This is a genomic window from Streptomyces sp. NPDC048258 (assembly GCF_043201995.1).
Lineage (GTDB): Bacteria > Actinomycetota > Actinomycetes > Streptomycetales > Streptomycetaceae > Streptomyces.
The window spans coordinates 94504-110653 of sequence record NZ_JBICZH010000002.1 but is presented as its reverse complement, the minus strand read 5'-3'; the positions used below and the strand labels follow the sequence as shown (position 1 = coordinate 110653).

19 protein-coding genes are annotated in these 16150 nt (G+C 72.3%); 8 read left to right on the top strand and 11 right to left on the bottom strand.

What is annotated here, in order from left to right:
- The first annotated feature begins 116 nt into the window (after positions 1 to 116).
- The 3 genes from ACGFYQ_RS04685 (at position 117) to ACGFYQ_RS04675 (ending at position 3309) form a co-directional block, all read left to right on the top strand.
- Positions 117 to 1388: a magnesium transporter MgtE N-terminal domain-containing protein gene (locus ACGFYQ_RS04685; protein WP_393739962.1), complete on the top strand. Its 1272-nt coding sequence runs from the start codon at positions 117 to 119 to the stop codon at positions 1386 to 1388.
- Between the two features lie 103 nt (positions 1389 to 1491).
- Positions 1492 to 2097, top strand: coding sequence for a DUF1003 domain-containing protein (locus tag ACGFYQ_RS04680; RefSeq protein ID WP_393740887.1), 606 nt, complete (start codon positions 1492 to 1494; stop codon positions 2095 to 2097).
- A 96-nt stretch (positions 2098 to 2193) separates the two neighbouring features.
- A complete protein-coding gene (locus tag ACGFYQ_RS04675) occupies positions 2194 to 3309 on the top strand; it encodes an Mrp/NBP35 family ATP-binding protein (RefSeq protein ID WP_393740885.1) in 1116 nt (371 codons plus the stop codon).
- Positions 3310 to 3391: 82 nt separating this feature from the next.
- On the opposite strand, the gene ACGFYQ_RS04670 is transcribed toward ACGFYQ_RS04675, so the two are convergent.
- The 5 genes from ACGFYQ_RS04670 to sigE all read right to left on the bottom strand — a co-directional run bounded on the left by ACGFYQ_RS04670 (position 3392) and on the right by sigE (position 7637).
- Entirely contained in the window at positions 3392 to 4135 is a 744-nt protein-coding gene (locus ACGFYQ_RS04670; RefSeq protein WP_393739960.1) for a hypothetical protein, read from the bottom strand.
- Positions 4136 to 4248: 113 nt separating this feature from the next.
- Complete coding sequence (locus tag ACGFYQ_RS04665) at positions 4249 to 4683, bottom strand: sec-independent translocase (protein WP_393739958.1); 435 nt, start codon at positions 4681 to 4683, stop codon at positions 4249 to 4251.
- Positions 4684 to 4740: 57 nt separating this feature from the next.
- Positions 4741 to 6126, bottom strand: coding sequence for a trypsin-like peptidase domain-containing protein (locus tag ACGFYQ_RS04660; RefSeq protein WP_393739956.1), 1386 nt, complete (start codon positions 6124 to 6126; stop codon positions 4741 to 4743).
- A 54-nt stretch (positions 6127 to 6180) separates the two neighbouring features.
- A complete protein-coding gene (locus tag ACGFYQ_RS04655; protein ID WP_393739954.1) occupies positions 6181 to 6864 on the bottom strand; it encodes a zf-HC2 domain-containing protein in 684 nt (227 codons plus the stop codon).
- Positions 6861 to 7637 (bottom strand): RNA polymerase sigma factor SigE, encoded by a 777-nt coding sequence (gene sigE, locus ACGFYQ_RS04650; RefSeq protein ID WP_393739952.1) that lies wholly within the window; start codon positions 7635 to 7637, stop codon positions 6861 to 6863. Before sigE ends, ACGFYQ_RS04655 begins: the two co-directional genes overlap by 4 nt.
- A 179-nt stretch (positions 7638 to 7816) precedes the next feature.
- On the opposite strand from sigE, the gene ACGFYQ_RS04645 reads away from it, so the two are divergent.
- Complete coding sequence (locus ACGFYQ_RS04645; RefSeq protein ID WP_037919526.1) at positions 7817 to 8479, top strand: O-methyltransferase; 663 nt, start codon at positions 7817 to 7819, stop codon at positions 8477 to 8479.
- 43 nt (positions 8480 to 8522) lie between these two features.
- Here the strand turns inward: ACGFYQ_RS04645 and ACGFYQ_RS04640 are convergent, their stop codons facing one another.
- Together ACGFYQ_RS04640 and ACGFYQ_RS04635 are read right to left on the bottom strand one after the other, a co-directional pair.
- The gene (locus ACGFYQ_RS04640; protein WP_393739949.1) at positions 8523 to 9140 is read right to left on the bottom strand and encodes a hypothetical protein; all 618 of its coding nucleotides are present in this window, start codon (positions 9138 to 9140) and stop codon (positions 8523 to 8525) included.
- Between the two features lie 121 nt (positions 9141 to 9261).
- Positions 9262 to 9429, bottom strand: a complete 168-nt coding sequence (locus ACGFYQ_RS04635; protein ID WP_003966491.1) for a DUF3117 domain-containing protein — start codon at positions 9427 to 9429, stop codon at positions 9262 to 9264.
- Positions 9430 to 9761: 332 nt separating this feature from the next.
- Here ACGFYQ_RS04635 and ACGFYQ_RS04630 point away from each other — a divergent pair, with 332 nt between their 5' ends.
- Positions 9762 to 10565, top strand: a complete 804-nt coding sequence (locus tag ACGFYQ_RS04630; RefSeq protein WP_393739947.1) for an enoyl-CoA hydratase/isomerase family protein — start codon at positions 9762 to 9764, stop codon at positions 10563 to 10565.
- A 42-nt stretch (positions 10566 to 10607) separates the two neighbouring features.
- On the opposite strand, the gene ACGFYQ_RS04625 is transcribed toward ACGFYQ_RS04630, so the two are convergent.
- Together ACGFYQ_RS04625 and ACGFYQ_RS04620 are read right to left on the bottom strand one after the other, a co-directional pair.
- Positions 10608 to 11195, bottom strand: a complete 588-nt coding sequence (locus tag ACGFYQ_RS04625) for a DNA-3-methyladenine glycosylase I (RefSeq protein WP_393739945.1) — start codon at positions 11193 to 11195, stop codon at positions 10608 to 10610.
- Positions 11192 to 11551 (bottom strand): DivIVA domain-containing protein, encoded by a 360-nt coding sequence (locus ACGFYQ_RS04620; protein ID WP_393740883.1) that lies wholly within the window; start codon positions 11549 to 11551, stop codon positions 11192 to 11194. Before ACGFYQ_RS04620 ends, ACGFYQ_RS04625 begins: the two co-directional genes overlap by 4 nt.
- Positions 11552 to 11628: 77 nt before the next feature.
- On the opposite strand from ACGFYQ_RS04620, the gene folP reads away from it, so the two are divergent.
- Positions 11629 to 12489: a dihydropteroate synthase gene (gene folP / locus ACGFYQ_RS04615; protein WP_393739943.1), complete on the top strand. Its 861-nt coding sequence runs from the start codon at positions 11629 to 11631 to the stop codon at positions 12487 to 12489.
- A 70-nt stretch (positions 12490 to 12559) separates the two neighbouring features.
- Here the strand turns inward: folP and ACGFYQ_RS04610 are convergent, their stop codons facing one another.
- Both ACGFYQ_RS04610 and dapE read right to left on the bottom strand, forming a co-directional pair.
- Entirely contained in the window at positions 12560 to 13327 is a 768-nt protein-coding gene (locus tag ACGFYQ_RS04610; RefSeq protein WP_393739941.1) for a TIGR00730 family Rossman fold protein, read from the bottom strand.
- Positions 13328 to 13391: 64 nt separating this feature from the next.
- The gene (gene dapE, locus ACGFYQ_RS04605) at positions 13392 to 14471 is read right to left on the bottom strand and encodes a succinyl-diaminopimelate desuccinylase (protein ID WP_393739939.1); all 1080 of its coding nucleotides are present in this window, start codon (positions 14469 to 14471) and stop codon (positions 13392 to 13394) included.
- 86 nt (positions 14472 to 14557) lie between these two features.
- Between dapE and ACGFYQ_RS04600 the strand changes: the two genes are divergently transcribed.
- Both ACGFYQ_RS04600 and ACGFYQ_RS04595 read left to right on the top strand, forming a co-directional pair.
- Complete coding sequence (locus ACGFYQ_RS04600) at positions 14558 to 15511, top strand: hypothetical protein (RefSeq protein WP_393739937.1); 954 nt, start codon at positions 14558 to 14560, stop codon at positions 15509 to 15511.
- A 277-nt stretch (positions 15512 to 15788) separates the two neighbouring features.
- The gene (locus ACGFYQ_RS04595) at positions 15789 to 16148 is read left to right on the top strand and encodes an ATP-binding protein (RefSeq protein ID WP_393739935.1); all 360 of its coding nucleotides are present in this window, start codon (positions 15789 to 15791) and stop codon (positions 16146 to 16148) included.
- Positions 16149 to 16150 lie beyond the last annotated feature (2 nt).

The following is a 16150-nucleotide window of genomic DNA, read 5'->3' as shown; positions in this document are numbered from 1 at the left end:
CCGCCAGGCCCCCGTAGGGACCCCCGGGCGGACCGCCCCACCAGGACGGTTGCCGGTGGCACGGGCTAGCCTGAGGGGCGGCAGGACTGTTGATTGACGCTCTAGGAGGCGCTCGGATGGCTGCAGGCGCCCCGCGGATCTTCGTCTCGCATCTGTCGGGTGTGCCCGTCTTCGACCCCAACGGCGACCAGGTCGGCCGGGTCCGCGACCTCGTGGCGATGCTGCGCGTCGGCGGGCGCCCGCCGCGGCTGCTGGGGCTGGTGGTCGAGGTCGTCAGCCGGCGCCGGATCTTCCTGCCGATGACCCGGGTCACGGGCGTGGAGTCCGGGCAGGTCATCACCACCGGTGTCGTGAACATGCGGCGCTTCGAGCAGCGGCCCACCGAGCGGCTGGTCCTCGGCGAGCTGCTGGACCGCCGGGTGAAGCTGGTCGCGGACGGCGAGGAGGTCACCGTCCTGGACGTGGCCATCCAGCAGCTGCCGGCCCGCCGGGACTGGGAGATCGACAAGATCTTCGTACGGAAGGGCAAGGCGGGCGCGCTGCGCCGCCGCGGCGAGACCCTGACCGTGGAGTGGTCCGCGGTCACCGGCTTCTCGCTGGAGGAGCACGGGCAGGGCGCCGAGAACCTCGTCGCCACCTTCGAGCAGATGCGCCCGGCCGACGTGGCGAACGTCCTGCACCACCTGTCGCCGAAGCGGCGCGCCGAGGTGGCCAACGCCCTCGACGACGACCGGCTCGCGGACGTCATGGAGGAGCTGCCGGAGGACGAGCAGGTGGAGATCCTCGGCAAGCTGAAGGAGGAACGCGCCGCCGACGTCCTGGAGGCGATGGACCCGGACGACGCGGCCGACCTGCTGTCCGAGCTGCCGGAGGACGACATGGAGCGGCTGCTCACGCTGATGCAGCCGGACGACGCGGCCGACGTGCGGCGCCTGATGTCCTACGAGGAGCGGACGGCGGGCGGTCTGATGACCACCGAGCCGATCGTGCTGCGGCCGGACGCGACGGTCGCGGACGCGCTGGCCCGCGTACGGCAGGCGGACCTGTCGCCGGCGCTGGCGGCGCAGGTGTACGTGTGCCGGCCGCCGGACGAGACGCCGACGGGCAAGTACCTGGGCACGGTGCACTTCCAGCGGCTGCTGCGGGATCCGCCGTTCACACTGGTCAGCTCGATCGTGGACACGGGCCTGGCGCCGCTGCGGCCGGACGCCTCGCTGCCGGTGGTGACCAGCTACCTGGCCGCGTACAACATGGTGGCCGTGCCGGTGGTCGACGAGAGCGGTTCGCTGCTGGGCGCGGTGACGGTCGACGACGTACTGGACCACCTGCTGCCGGACGACTGGCGCGAGACGGACTTCCACTCGGAGGAGGTCGTGGGTGGGCACTGAACGGGGGCGCGGCGACCAGTCGCGTGAGCGGCGGCTCCGGGAGCGGCGCGAGCAGATCCGGGAGCGGCGTGAGCAGGGGCGGCAGCAGGCGCGCGATCACGGGCTGGCGGAGGCTGCCGCGGAGCGGGTGGAACGTTCTTCCTTCGAGCGCGGCGAGCGTGCGAAGGCCGCTCAGTTCGGCCCGTCGACGGGTTCGAGCGCGCTGACGCGTTCGCGGGTCCGCCTCGACCTGCCGCGCTCGGCGCGCCGGCGGCTGCTGCCGGAGTACGACCCGGAGGCGTTCGGGCGGCTGTCGGAGCGGGTGGCGCGGTTCCTCGGCACGGGCCGGTTCATCGTCTGGATGACGGTCGTCATCATCGTCTGGGTGCTGTGGAACATCTTCGCGCCGGACGGCATGCGGTGGGACGAGTACCCGTTCATCTTCCTGACGCTGATGCTGTCGCTCCAGGCCTCGTACGCGGCTCCGCTGATCCTGCTCGCGCAGAACCGGCAGGACGACCGGGACCGGGTCAACCTGGAGCAGGACCGCAAGCAGAACGAGCGCTCCATCGCCGACACCGAGTACCTGACGCGGGAGATCGCGGCCCTGCGGATGGGCCTGGGAGAGGTCGCCACGCGCGACTGGATCAGGTCCGAGTTCCAGGACCTGATCAAGGAGATGGACGAGCGGCGGCTATTCCCGCAGGAACGTGACGAAGGCGACCGCTGACGGGCTTTCCTGAGCCGTGCCACCGAGCCGTACCATCGGGGCATGGCTACCGACACAAGCTCCGCCGACGCCGCCGCAGTGCCTGAGCAGGACGCGATCCTCGACGCGCTGGCGACGGTGAACGACCCCGAGATCCACCGGCCGATCACCGAGCTCGGCATGGTGAAATCGGTGGAGATCGGCGACGGCGGCGCGGTCGCCGTCACCGTCTACCTCACGGTGTCGGGCTGTCCCATGCGCGAGACCATCACCAAGAACGTCACCGAGGCCGTCGCGCGGGTCGCGGGCGTCACCTCGGTCGAGGTCACCCTCGACGTGATGAGCGACGAGCAGCGCAAGGAGCTGGCGACCAGCCTGCGCGGCGGGACCGCCGAGCGCGAGGTGCCCTTCGCCAAGCCGGGCTCGCTGACCCGCGTGTACGCGGTCGCGTCCGGCAAGGGCGGCGTCGGCAAGTCCTCGGTCACGGTCAACCTGGCCGCGGCGATGGCGGCGGACGGCCTGAAGGTCGGCGTGGTCGACGCGGACATCTACGGCCACAGCGTGCCGCGCATGCTCGGTGTCGACGGCCGTCCGACGCAGGTCGAGAACATGATCATGCCGCCGTCGGCGCACGGCGTGAAGGTCATCTCCATCGGCATGTTCACCCCGGGCAACGCGCCGGTGGTGTGGCGCGGGCCGATGCTGCACCGAGCCCTCCAGCAGTTCCTGGCGGACGTGTTCTGGGGCGACCTGGACGTGCTGCTGCTGGACCTGCCGCCGGGCACCGGTGACATCGCGATCTCGGTGGCCCAGCTGGTGCCGAATGCCGAGATCCTGGTCGTCACGACGCCGCAGCAGGCGGCGGCCGAGGTCGCGGAGCGGGCCGGCTCGATCGCCGTGCAGACCCACCAGAAGATCGTCGGCGTCGTCGAGAACATGTCGGGCCTGCCGTGCCCGCACTGCGACGAGATGGTGGACGTCTTCGGCTCGGGCGGCGGCCAGAAGGTGGCCGACGGACTGACGAAGACGGTCGGCGCGACGGTGCCCGTGCTGGGCTCGATCCCGATCGACGTGCGGCTGCGCGAGGGCGGCGACGAGGGCAAGCCCGTCGTACTGTCCGACCCCGACTCCCCGGCGGGCGCGGCCCTGCGGGCGATCGCGGGCAAGCTGGGCGGCCGCGCGCGCGGCCTGTCGGGCATGTCGCTGGGCATCACCCCGCGCAACAAGTTCTGATTCGCCGCAAGCACGCGAAGGGGCGCCGCTCGACGAGCGGCGCCCCTTCGCGTTGCCGGCCCGGCTGCGGCCGGCGCGGCTGCTACTCGTACGCCGACAGGTCGCCGATGACCGAGAAGCCGAGGCCGTACGCGCTCATGCCCCGGCCGTACGCCCCGAGGTGCACCCCGCTGCTGGTGGACCCGGCGAGCACCCAGCCGAACTCCGACTCGCGGTAGTGGAACGGTGTCGGCTCCCCGTCCACCGGCAGCGACAGCGTCGACCAGTCGGGCCCCGCGAGATCGTCCGCGAGCTCCCACGCGGCCTCGGTCTGCTGGTCGAGCCAGTCGCTGCGCAGGGAGTGGTCCATCTGCCCGGGCCAGCTGTAGGCCAGCAGCCCCGAGCCGGCCAGCCAGGCCGCCGAGGAGACCGAGGTGGCCTCCAGGGTGCCGGTGCCGTCGCCGCTGCGGCGGACCGGATTGCTCGCGACGGTGACGACCACCGCGAAGCGCTCCTTCTCGCCGGTGGCGATCTCACCGCGGGCGGACGGCTCGTCGCCGTGCCCGGTGGACCCGTGCTCGACGGTGCCGTCGGCGCCGGTGCCGACCTGCATGAGCCAGCGGGGGCCGGTGAAGGCCCCGTCCAGCCCGTACCAGGGGAAGTCGGCCGCCAGGAACCCCTCGGCCGTCCGGCGGGCCGCCGGCAGGGGAGCGGCGGCCTCCTGCGGCTGCGCTTCGCTCTGCGGGGCGTTCTGCGGGGCGGTATGCGGTTCCTGCGCGGGTGCGGCGGCGGGGGCGGGTGCTTCGGCGGTCTGCGCCCCTACCCGACTACTGCTCGTCGTCTCCATCTGAGCGGCCTCTCGTTCCGTGGGGTCCGGAACGGCCCGCCCCCCACGGGCGTCCTGGATCCGGACTCATGGAGGATAGCCATCCGACCCCGGATCGCCGGGCAGGTCGCGCGTCAGGTGGCGTCGGCGTCGAACCGCGCGCGCTGGTCCGGAGCGGGTGCGGCGGGCTTCTTCAGCAGGTCCGGGCCGGTGGCGGCGGGGCCGGCGGAAGCCGGTGCGGGGTCCGTCTCCTTGCTGTTGACGGCGTCGGTGACGTCGTTCAGCTCCTTGCGGAGATCGAAGCTGCTGCGGATCTCCTTGAGGTCCTCGTTCTCGGTCAGCTGCTTGCGGATGAAGGTCTTCGGGTTCAGGTCCTCGAACTCGAAGTCCTTGAATTCCGGGCCGAGTTCGGAGCGGATGTCCTGCTTCGCACTGTCCGAGAACGCGCGGATCTTCCGGATGACACCCGTCACGTCCTGAATGACCTTGGGCAGTTTTTCCGGGCCGAAGATGAGAATGGCGAGCACCACGATCGTGACGAGTTCGAGTGCGCCTATGTCGTTGAACACCTTGCCGCTCCTCGGCTCTCTTCACTGCGGGCCCGGACACACGGTACCCCAGTGCTCCTAAGAGCCGTTCGCCGATCCGAGGACCACTTCCAGGGTCCGCTCGCGGCCCTCGCGGAGCACGGTGAGGGTCAGCGGATCACCCGGCCGGTGGGCCCTGATCTTGATGATCAGCTCGTCACCGCCGCGTACGCGCTGGCCGTCCACCTTGGTGATCACGTCGCCTGCCTTGACCCCGGCGCGGGCGGCCGGTCCGTCGGCGGTCACGGCCGGTTTGCCGTCCTCGCCCTTGTCCCCGACCCGGGCGCCGTCGCCGGTGTACTGCATGTCCAGGGTGACCCCGATGACGGGGTGCGTGGCGCGGCCGGTGCGGATGAGCTCCTCGGCGACGCGCTTGCCCTGGTTGATCGGGATGGCGAAACCGAGCCCGATGGAGCCGCCCTGGCGCGCGGGATCGTCCTTGTCGGCGCCCCGGATCGCGCTGTTGATGCCGACCACGTGGGCCTTGGCGTCGAGGAGGGGGCCGCCGGAGTTCCCGGGGTTGATGGGGGCGTCGGTCTGGAGGGCGTCCACGTAGCTGATGTCGCTGCCGTCGCCCTTGTCGCCGCCGGCGGTGACGGGCCGGCCGGTGGCGCTGATGATGCCGGCGGTGACGGTGTTGGACAGGTCGAACGGGGCTCCGATGGCCACCACCGGGTCGCCGACCTTCACGTTCTCGGAGTTGCCGAGGCTCAGCGGCTGGAGCCCCCGTACGCCGCTGACCTTGACCACGGCCAGGTCGTATCCGGAGTCACGGCCGACCAGCTCGGCGGTGACGCTCTCGCCGGTGCTGAAGGTGACCGCTATCTCCTTGGCGTCGGCGACGACGTGGTTGTTGGTCAGGATGTGGCCCTGCTGGTCGAGTACGAAGCCGGTGCCCGTGCCGCTGCTCGACGCCCCCCGCACGTGCAGGGTGACCACCCCGGGGAGCGCGGTGGCCGCGATGCCCGCGACACTCTCGGGCGCGCGGCCCTTGTCCGCGACGCCGGCCTGGGGCAGCTCCAGGCGGGTGCTGCTCTGCCGCTCGGCGAGCACGCCGAGGTAGCCGCCGATCCCGCCGGCCAGCAGGGCGGTACCCGCGGCGAGGGCCGCGACCTGCCACAGCCGGAACCCGCGGCCCTGCATGCCCCGGTCCACGGTCTGCAAGGGCTGGTTGCCCCAGGGGTCGTAGCGCACCGCGCGGACCGCCGCCTGACCATGGGCCTGTGCCGGGCTCGCGACCTCGGTCGCCTCGGCGGGCGCGGCCTGAGCCCCGTCCTGGGCCGCGGTCTGGGCCGCGCCGTCGCTCGCGCCTTCGGGCCGAGGGGAGGGAACCCCTTCGGGGTGCCCGGCCGAACGGCCCTGCGCCGTGCCCTCGGGCCGGCTCCACCACTGTGGAGCCGGATCGGTCTGCTGCCTGTCGGCCATGGGCGCTCCCCGCGTACCTATCCGCATGTGCCGCAGATTCAACCAGGTCCCCGGTCAGCGCAGCAGCGAGACCGGGCGGGCCGAACTCGGAGCGGAGGGGTGGAGCGGCGGGAGCGGGGTCGCGGCGGTCGACAGGAGGGACGGTACGGCGGCGGGCGTGGGCAGCCGGTCACGGACGGACGCGTCGGCCACGGACACGGCGGGGCCGGGCCGGGAGGCGGGTGCGGGCGACTCACCCCGCACGTTCGGATCCACCCCCTCCAGGGGCATCGCACCGCCCAGCGCGATCGCGGCCAGCGACACGGCCCCGGCGGCGACGAAGGCGAACCGGCGGCGCGGACGGCCCACCTCGTGGATCCGGAAGCCCTCCTGCCGCGGCCCGGCGGCCGTGGGAAGCGCGTACGCGAACGAGGCGAACGGGTCATTGCCGGAGAGACCGGACGGACCGGAGGACCCCTGCGGACCCGCGGAGCCGGACGGACCGGACGGCCCGTCGAGGCCGCCACCCGGCAGCCCCTGCAGCCGGGCCAGCAGCCCGGCGGACAGCGGCGGAGGCGCGCTCTCCACGAACATGGTCTTCAGGCGGCGCTGGGCATCGGCCTCGGCCTTGCACTTGGCACAGGTGGCCAGGTGGGCCAGGACCCGCTCGCGCACGTCGTGGTTCAGCTCCCCGTCCACCAGGGCGGCAAGCCGGTCACCCAGGTGCTGTTCGGCGGGGGACGGACTGACTCCGCTCACTCGGCTCCGCCCTCTCCCCCGGCGCCCGGCGCACCCACGGCGACCCCGGCCAGCGCGCGCTGCTCCGCGCGGGCCTCGGGAGAGCGGTGCTTGAGCGCCTTGCGCAGGTGCGAACGGCCCCGGTGGATACGGCTGCGCACGGTACCGAGCTTCACCCCGAGCGTGGCGGCGATCTCCTCGTACGACAGGCCCTCGATGTCGCACAGCACCACGGCCGCGCGGAACTCGGGCGCGAGGGTGTCCAGCGCCTGCTGGACGTCCGCGTCGAAGTGCGTGTCGTGCAGGACCTGCTGCGGGGACGGCTCGCGGCTGGGGAGCCGCTCGGCGGCGTCGTCGCCGAGCGCGTCGAAGCGGATCCGCTGCTTGCGGCGGACCATGTCCAGGAACAGGTTCGTGGTGATGCGGTGCAGCCAGCCCTCGAACGTGCCGGGCGTGTACGTGGACAGCGAGCGGAAGACGCGGACGAAGACCTCCTGGGTCAGGTCCTCGGCATCGTGCTGGTTACCCGTCAGACGGTAGGCAAGGCGGTAGACCCGCGCACTGTGCGTGCTGACGATCTCCTCCCATGAGGGAGGGGTCCACGCCTGGGAGCCCGCATCGGCGGCAAAGGTCGCGGTGGTTGCGGTGGCGGTGTGGAAGCTGTCAGCAATGTCGGTCACGGATTTCGGCTCACCCGCCGACCAGAAGAGGCGTCTGAACACGCCCCCACGATCCACAGGCGCAGCCGCACCTCCCCTGTCGGCTCTGGTGGTGTCCAGTGGAGTCCCTACCATAGCCACCCCCTCTGTCAGCTCCGGATAAGCATTTTTGCAGTATCTTTACGCGAGTCTTAAGCCGCGGAGCGGTCCTGGACTGCCGATCTGCCCGGCACCGTCCCTTCTTATCCCGCCCACACCCTTCACAACGCCCGGTCCCATCTGCGGGTTCCCGACGTCAACGGATACAGTCACCGTTGCGCCAACTATGGGGACAGGAGAGGGTCATTACCGGCAACCGGCAGACGAGCTGGGCGTTCGCCGACGCGTTTGTCGCCGAGGACGACGCTCTGCGATGGGCCCGCGACCGGTCCAGGGAAGCGGGCCTGCGCTCCGTCTCTCCCGGCACCGGGGCCGCGCTGCGCCTGCTGGCAGCCACCGCGGACGCCAAGGCGGTCGCCGAGATCGGCACCGGAACGGGCGTCTCCGGCATCCACCTGCTCCACGGAATGCGCCCGGACGGGGTGCTGACCACGGTGGATCCCGAAGCGGACCGGCAGGCCTTCGCCCGCCAGGCCTTCCGCGCCGCCGGCTTCGCGGGCAACCGCGCGCGGTTCATCCCCGGCCGAGCGCTCGACGTACTCCCCCGCCTCGCCGACGGCGGGTACGACCTCGTCTTCTGCGACGGAGACCCGGCCGAGTCCCTCGACTACCTCGCCGAATCGTTGCGCCTGCTGCGCCCCGGCGGGCTGGTGTGCTTCGAGGGGGTCTTCTCCGACGGCCGTACGGTCGACTCCGCGGCCCAGCCGGTGGAGGTCCTCCGCGTCCGCGAACTGCTGCGCAGCGTCCGCGAGAGCCCCGCCCTGGAGGCCGCTCTGCTCCCGGTGGGCGACGGGCTGCTGTGCGCCGTGCGGCGCTGAGCCGCCGTACGCCACACCCGCCGCGCACCCCCGTACGCCGGCCTCAGCGCAGCAGGGCGAAGGTGAGGGCGGCCGTACCGCCCAGGGCGGTGCCGGCGAGCAACTGGGCGGCCGTGTGCGCCCGCAGGACCAGCCGCGACCAGCCGACGGCGGCGGCTATCAGCGCCGCGGGAAGCACGGACGGACCGAAGACGAGCGCCAGGATCATCACGGCGCCGCCGGCCACCGACATGTGGATGGATATCTGCCAGCCGACGGTGACCAGCAGCGACGACACGAGGCCGACGAGCATCGCCACGACGAGCGCGAAAACGTCCTCGGGGGCGCCGAGTACGTGCAGCAGGGTGATCCCGGCGGCGACGGAGACCAGGCTCAGGGCCATCGGCACCACGCGCTGGCGCCGCACGCGGATGTGCTGGTCGGTCAGCGCCCCGCGCCGGACGCCGAACACGATGATCCCGATCGGCACCACACCGCAGAACAGCGCGCCGAGCAGCCCCCAGCCGAGGCCGGACCACGAGGCGGTGCTGCGCCAGCCGATCAGCAGGAGCAGGGCGACCACCAGGTTCGCCGGCGCCAGGACGTCGGAGAGGATCCGGGCCGTCTTCTGACGCGGTGTGCAGTCGGCGAAGGCGGGCGGCGCGGGCGGGGAGAAGGTCACGGCGTGGCTCCGGGAAGGGAAAAGGCCGGGGCGCGGCCTGGAGGACGACACAACGCTGCCCCGGCCGCTGATCGCGGTCGGGGCAGCGCAGAGAATGCAGAACGCAGATGGTGCCGACGGTTCAGCCGACGACCTTCTTCAGGGCGTCACCCAGGGCGTCCGCCTCGTCCGGCGTCAGCTCGACGACAAGCCGACCGCCGCCCTCGAGCGGTACGCGCATGACGATGCCCCGCCCCTCCTTGGTGACCTCGAGCGGGCCGTCGCCCGTCCGCGGCTTCATGGCCGCCATGCTCGTTCCCCTTCCTGAAACCAGCTCATCGTCAGCCGACGGCCCCATTCAGGCGCCTAGTACCCGGCATCGAACACATTGCTTCCCAGCCATTATCCCGCATGTCAGGACCCGATGACCAACATCGCCCGTGAACGGTTGGGCAACGCGCTCGGCCAAAACCACTCATTTCGGGGACCCGCCTGCGATACTTCGCCGCCGCACCCCGCGAACCGCCTCCGCTTTCTTTGACGCACATCACATGTGCGCGTGCGCTCCGGTCCGCCATGCTGGCCCTTGCACCGGCCGGTACCGGCCGGTAGCCATCCCGCGACGAAGGGGGACCCCCTGCCATGGCCGACAGCGTGCTCTACGAAGTGAGCGACGGACTCGCGACCATCACGATCAACCGCCCGGACGCGATGAACGCCATGAACACCGAGGCCAAGGTCGCACTGCGCGACGCGGTCCGGGCGGCGGCCGCGGACACCGCGGTACGGGCCGTCCTGCTCACCGCGGCCGGCAACCGGGCCTTCTGCGTGGGCCAGGACCTCAAGGAGCACATCGGGAACCTGGCGGCGGACCGCGAGACCGGCTCCTCGCTGACGATGAGCACGGTCGCCGAGCACTACAACCCGATCGTCCGGGCGCTCACGGAGATGCCGAAGCCGGTGGTGGCCGGGGTGAACGGCGTCGCGGCCGGAGCGGGCTTCGGTTTCGCGCTGGCGGCGGACTTCCGGGTCGTCGCCGACACCGCGTCCTTCAACACCTCGTTCGCCGGGGTGGCGCTGACCGCCGACTCCGGGGTCTCGTGGACCCTGCCCCGTCTGATCGGCGGCTCCCGCGCCTCCGACCTGCTCCTCTTCCCGCGTTCCCTCAAGGCCCAGGAGGCGTACGAGCTCGGCATCGCCAACCGCCTGGTCCCCTCGGACTCCCTGCACGCCGAGGCCGAGGCCGTGGCCCGCGCGCTGGCGTCCGGCCCCACGGTCGCGTACGCGGCGCTGAAGGAGTCCCTGGCGTACGGGGCCTCCCACTCCCTCGCCGAGGCCCTGGAGCACGAGGACGTCCTCCAGACCCGCGCGGGAGCCTCGGAGGACCACTCCATCGCCGTCCAGGCCTTCCTCGCGAAGCAGCCCCCGAAGTACCTGGGCCGCTGAGCCCTCCCGGCCCCGCACCGCACCGCCCCACCGCGGCCCGGCTCAGGCCGGGTCGCGCGAGGTGCAGTCGATCAGGTGGTCGTTGACCAGGCCGCAGGCCTGCATCAGGGCGTAGGCCGTGGTGGGGCCGACGAAGCGGATGCCGGCCTTCTTCAGGGCCTTGGCCAGGGCCGTGGACTCCGGCGTGACCGCCGGCACCTCGGTGACCGTGCGCGGGGCCGGGCCAGGCTTCCCGGGGGCGTGGGACCAGATCAGGGCGTCCAGCTCGCCCGGCTCCCAGCCGGCCAGGACCCTCGCGTTGGCGAGGGTCGCCTCGATCTTGGCCCGGTTGCGGATGATCCCCTCGTCGGCGAGCAGCCGCTCCGCGTCCCGCTCGTCGAAGGCGGCGACCGCCGCGATCCCGAAGTCCGAGAAGGCCTTACGGAATCCCTCCCGCCGCCGCAGGATCGTCAGCCAGGACAGGCCCGACTGGAAGGCCTCCAGGCAGAGCCGCTCGTACAGCGCGTCGTCGCCGTGGACCGGGCGGCCCCACTCGGTGTCGTGGTAGGCGACGTACTCCCCGGTGGACCCCGTGGACAGCGCCCACGGGCACCGCAGCAGCCCGTCCGCACCCGCCACCGTGCCGGTCACCGCTCACCGTCCTTGGTGAGGTCGACGTGCCCGGCCCCGGCCGCGTCCGCCGGGCCGGGGCGGGCGGCCGCCGCGGCCGTCAGCTGGGCGATCCGCGCGTCCCGTTCGGCCAGCTCGGCCGCCAGCCGCTCCAGTACGTCGTCCACCTCGGCCATCCGGTAGCCGCGCGGGGCGACCGGCAGCCGCAGCGCGTCGATGTCCGCCCGTACGACGGGCCGGGTCTCCGGCAGCGCGTCCGCCACCCGGTCCGGCTCCGCTTCCGGCAGGACGGCCTCCGAGCCGCCGCCGATCACCGCAAGGGTGACCGCTGCCACGACCACGACCAGCGCGATCATCAAGAAGAAGAACACGATCAACTCCCCACGAGAGACTCCGGCCACCAGGTTAAGGTCGCAGGCGAGGCGCGAGGGCCGCCGAAGGAGGAAAGACCAGGATGCTGCGACTGGGCAGGCGCGAGTTCGACACCCACGAGCCGGTGATCATGGCCATCGTGAACCGCACCCCGGACTCCTTCTACGACCAGGGCGCGACGTTCCGCGACGAGCCGGCGCTGGACCGGGTCGAGCAGGCGGTCGCCGAGGGCGCCGCGATCATCGACATCGGCGGGGTCAAGGCGGGCCCTGGCGAGCACGTGGACGCGGCCGAGGAGGCACGGCGCACGGTCGGCTTCGTGGCCGAGGTCCGGCGCCGCCACCCGGACGTGGTGATCAGCGTGGACACCTGGCGGCACGAGGTCGGCGAGGCCGTGTGCGAGGCCGGGGCGGACGTGCTGAACGACGCGTGGGGCGGGGTCGACCCCAAGCTGGCGGAGGTCGCGGCGCGCCACGGGGCCGGGCTGGTCTGCACCCACGCGGGCGGGGTCGAGCCGCGGACCCGGCCGCACCGGACCGAGTACGAGGACGTCATGGCCGACATCCTGCGGGTCACGGTCGGCCTGGCGGAGCGGGCGGCCGCGCTGGGCGTCCGCCGGGACGCGATCATGATCGACCCGGGCCACGACTTCGGGAAGAACACCCGCCACTCCCTGGAGGCCACCCGCCGCCTGTCGGAGATGACCGACACGGGCTGGCCGGTCCTGGTCTCCCTGTCCAACAAGGACTTCGTCGGCGAGACCCTCGACAAGCCGGTCAAGGAACGCCTGCTGGGCACCCTGGCCACGACGGCCGTCTCGGCCTGGCTCGGCGCCCAGGTCTACCGCGTCCACGAGGTCGCGGAGACGAAGCAGATCCTCGACATGGTCCGCTCCATCCAGGGGCACCGCCCCCCGGCGGTCGCCCGCCGCGGCCTGGCCTGAGGCGGCCGGGTGGGCCGGACGGGCCCGCCCGGCCCCCGCCCGCCGCGAGGGCGGCGTCAAGAAGGGGGTCCTACTTGCCGACTTCCTTCGTCACCAGCGCGATCGCCTCGTCCACGTCGTCCGTGACATGGAACAGGTACAGGTCCTTCTCCGAGGCCTTGCCCTGCGCGATCACCGTGTTCCGCAGCCAGTCGATCAGGCCGCTCCAGTACTCCGAACCGAAGAGCACGATCGGGAAGCGGGTGATCTTCTGGGTCTGGACCAGGGTCAGCGCCTCGAACATCTCGTCCAGCGTGCCGAGGCCGCCCGGCAGGACCACGAAGCCCTGGCTGTACTTCACGAACATCGTCTTGCGGACGAAGAAGTACCGGAAGTTGAGCCCGAGGTCGACGTGCTGGTTGAGCCCCTGCTCGAAGGGGAGCTCGATACCGAGGCCGACCGAGACGCCGTTGGCCTCGCGGGCGCCCTTGTTGGCCGCCTCCATCGCGCCCGGACCGCCGCCGGTGATCACCGCGAAGCCCGCCTCGACGAGCGCGCTGCCGATCCGTACCCCGGCCTCGTACTCCGGTGAACCGGCCGGCGTACGGGCCGAGCCGAACACACTGATCGCGGGCGGCAGCTCGGCGAGCGTACCGAAGCCCTCGATGAACTCCGACTGGATGCGCAGGACCCGCCAGGGATCGGTGTGAACCCACTCGGAGGGCCCGGCCGAATCCAGCAACCGCTGGTCGGTCGTGCTGCCCGCCTTGATCTGGCTCCGCCTCCTCAGCACCGGCCCGAGCTGCTGCTCCTCGGGCCGACGACGAGCGTCCCCGTCAGGAATACCGCGGTTGCCCATGATGTGCTCCCTCCTGCTGATCGTTGGATCAGGGTAGGCGCACAAAGGTGACGGCAAGCGGAATTCAGGAGGTCAGCCAGGCGCGGAGTCGTTCCTCGCAGTGCAGGATCGCCTTCGTCTCCACGCGCTCGTCGACCTTGTGGGCCAGCAGGGCGTCGCCCGGGCCGTAGTTGACCGCGGGGACGCCCAGCGCGCTGAAGCGGGAGACGTCCGTCCAGCCGAACTTCGGCATGGCGCGCCCGCCGACCGCCTCCATGAAGGCCGCCGCCGCGGGGTGGGAGAGGCCGGGGAGGGCGCCGCCCGAGAAGTCGTCGATCACGAACTCCTCGACGCCGCAGTCCGCGAAGACCTCCCGGACGTGGGCGATCGCGTCGTCCATGCTGCGGTCGGGGGCGAAGCGGAAGTTGACCGTCACCGTGCACGCGTCGGGGATGACGTTGTTGGCGACGCCGCCCTCGATGCGCACCGCGTTGAGGCCCTCGTGGTACTCCAGGCCGTCGATGACGGGCTTGCGGGGCTCGTACGCCGCCAGCCTGGCCAGGATGGGGCTCGCCGCGTGGATGGCGTTGGAGCCCATCCAGCTGCGCGCGGAGTGGGCGCGCTCGCCGGAGGTGCGGAGCAGGACGCGCAGGGTGCCCTGGCAGCCGCCCTCGACCTCGGCGTTCGACGGCTCCAGCAGCACCGCGAAGTCGCCGGTCAGCCAGTCGGGGTGGGCCTCGGCGACCTTGCCCAGGCCGTTGAGGTCGGCGGCGACCTCCTCCTGGTCGTAGAAGACGAAGGTGAGGTCGCGGTTCGGCTCGGGGACGGTCGCCGCGATGCGCAGCTGTACGGCGACGCCGGACTTCATGTCGGTCGTGCCGCAGCCCCACAGGACGTCGTTCTCGTCGAGGCGCGAGGGGACGTTGTCGGCGATCGGCACGGTGTCGAGGTGGCCGGCGAGTACGACGCGCTCGGCGCGGCCGAGGTGCGTGCGGGCGACGACGTTGTTGCCGAAGCGGTCCACGGTGAGGTGCGGGAGGGCCCGCAGCGCGTGTTCCACGAGGTCGGCGAGTACCTTCTCGTCGCCGCTCACGGAGGGGATGTCGACGAGCCGGGCGGTCAGCTCGGCGGCGTCCAGGGTGAGGTCCAGCTCGGATTCGGGCATGCACCGACCCTAACGCCCCGGTCCGGGGCGGGGCCCCGGACGTCCGGCCGCTGGACGCGTCATATGCCTCAAGTACGGTGGGCCGCGTGCCCGAGAACCGTGATCCTCGCTCCCGTCGCCGCAGGCCGCTCCGTGCGGCCGTGGGTCTGCTCGTCCTGTTCGCGGTGGTCGGCTATTTCGCCGTCCAGCGGTACTCCAACGGCGGCGCGGGGGCCCCGTACTGCACGGCCGCGGCGGCCGCAGGCAGCGGGCAGAAGTACGAGATGACCCCGGAGCAGGCGGCGAACGCGGCGACGATAGCCGCCGTCGGCATCTCCAAGGGGCTGCCGGACCGGGCGGTGACCATCGCGCTGGCGACCGCGATGCAGGAGTCGTCGCTGCGCAATCTCGACCACGGCGACCGGGACTCGCTGGGCCTGTTCCAGCAGCGGCCCTCGCAGGGCTGGGGCACCCCGGAGCAGATCACGGACCCGGTGTACTCGGCCGGGATCTTCTACGACCACCTCGTGGACGTTCCGGGGTACTCGCGGCTGCCGCTGACGGTGGCGGCGCAGAAGGTGCAGCGCAGCGGCTTCCCGCAGGCGTACGCGAAGCACGAATCGGACGCGACGGTGCTGACGGCGGCCTTCGGCGAGAGCGGCACCCTGTTCTGCTCGGGCCCGGCCCCGCTGCGCGGCGATCCGGAGAAGGTGAAGGCGGAGCTGGTACGGGCCTTCGGCAAGGACGCCCTGGGCGGTGGCCGAAACGGTGCGCCGGCCGGACGGACGGTGCCGGACCGGGTCGAGGAGTCCGAGGTCACCCTCCAGCTGAAGCGGGACGGCGGCGCGGGCGAGGCGCGGCGCGGCCGGGCGATGGCGCACTGGGCGGTGGCCCGGTCGCACGAGCTGGGCATCGCCCGGGTCTCCTACGACGGGTCCGCCTGGATCGGGGGCAAGGACCGGGGCCAGTGGCAGTCCAAGGGCGGCAACGGCGCGAAGGACGGCGACGGGGACCCGCACGACTCGGCGCCGGACGAGGTACGGATCTTCATCGCCCGCTGAGGCCCGCCGAAGGCCCGGCGAAGGCCCGCCGAAGGCCCGGCGAGGCCCCACGGAGGCCCGTGCAGGCGTACGAGTGATCACTCCTGCGGGGGTGGCCGGCGGCCGGGCCGCGAGGGCCCCAGACCCGTAGAAGGCCTGGTGGGCGCGTACCAATGCGCTTGTCGCGGAAGCCGATTAAACGATGCGTTACCGATCCTTTACCTACCGGATCCGCAACTCCACCCGCCCCACGAGCGGTTGTACACGGCGTACTCAGCCGCTACCGCTTAGGAGCAACATGTCTCTCCCCCTGACCCGTCGGATCGCCCGTGCCGCGCTGCTCGTCGCAGCCGGGGCAGCGCCCGTGGTCGGTGCGGCCGGAACGGCCAGCGCCGCCGGTCTGGAGTCCGTGCCGCAGCTGGGCGCACTCACCGCCCCGGACACCGCCGACGCCTCGGCCGTGACCGGTGCCGCCACGGACACCGCGGGCGCCGCGACCGAGGCCCTGCCCGCCGCCGCCCCCGCCGCCGACGTGGCCGGCAAGGCGACCGGCCTGCTCGGTGGGCTGCCCGCCGCGCCGCAGCTGCCGCTGGCCGAGGGCGGCCTGCCCGGTGGTCTGACGGGCGGCCTGCCCGGTGGTCTGCCGCTGGGCGGCTGATC

Bases quoted from the DNA above. Each gene is read 5' to 3' on its own strand.
- ACGFYQ_RS04685 (WP_393739962.1), top strand. From the start codon at position 117: ATGGCTGCAGGCGCCCCGCGGATCTTCGTCTCGCATCTGTCGGGTGTG.
- ACGFYQ_RS04670 (WP_393739960.1), bottom strand. From the start codon at position 4,135: ATGGAGACGACGAGCAGTAGTCGGGTAGGGGCGCAGACCGCCGAAGCA.
- ACGFYQ_RS04660 (WP_393739956.1), bottom strand. From the start codon at position 6,126: ATGGCCGACAGGCAGCAGACCGATCCGGCTCCACAGTGGTGGAGCCGG.
- sigE (WP_393739952.1), bottom strand. From the start codon at position 7,637: ATGGTAGGGACTCCACTGGACACCACCAGAGCCGACAGGGGAGGTGCG.
- ACGFYQ_RS04635 (WP_003966491.1), bottom strand. From the start codon at position 9,429: ATGGCGGCCATGAAGCCGCGGACGGGCGACGGCCCGCTCGAGGTCACC.
- ACGFYQ_RS04630 (WP_393739947.1), top strand. From the start codon at position 9,762: ATGGCCGACAGCGTGCTCTACGAAGTGAGCGACGGACTCGCGACCATC.
- folP (WP_393739943.1), top strand. From the start codon at position 11,629: ATGCTGCGACTGGGCAGGCGCGAGTTCGACACCCACGAGCCGGTGATC.
- ACGFYQ_RS04610 (WP_393739941.1), bottom strand. From the start codon at position 13,327: ATGGGCAACCGCGGTATTCCTGACGGGGACGCTCGTCGTCGGCCCGAG.
- dapE (WP_393739939.1), bottom strand. From the start codon at position 14,471: ATGCCCGAATCCGAGCTGGACCTCACCCTGGACGCCGCCGAGCTGACC.
- ACGFYQ_RS04595 (WP_393739935.1), top strand. From the start codon at position 15,789: ATGTCTCTCCCCCTGACCCGTCGGATCGCCCGTGCCGCGCTGCTCGTC.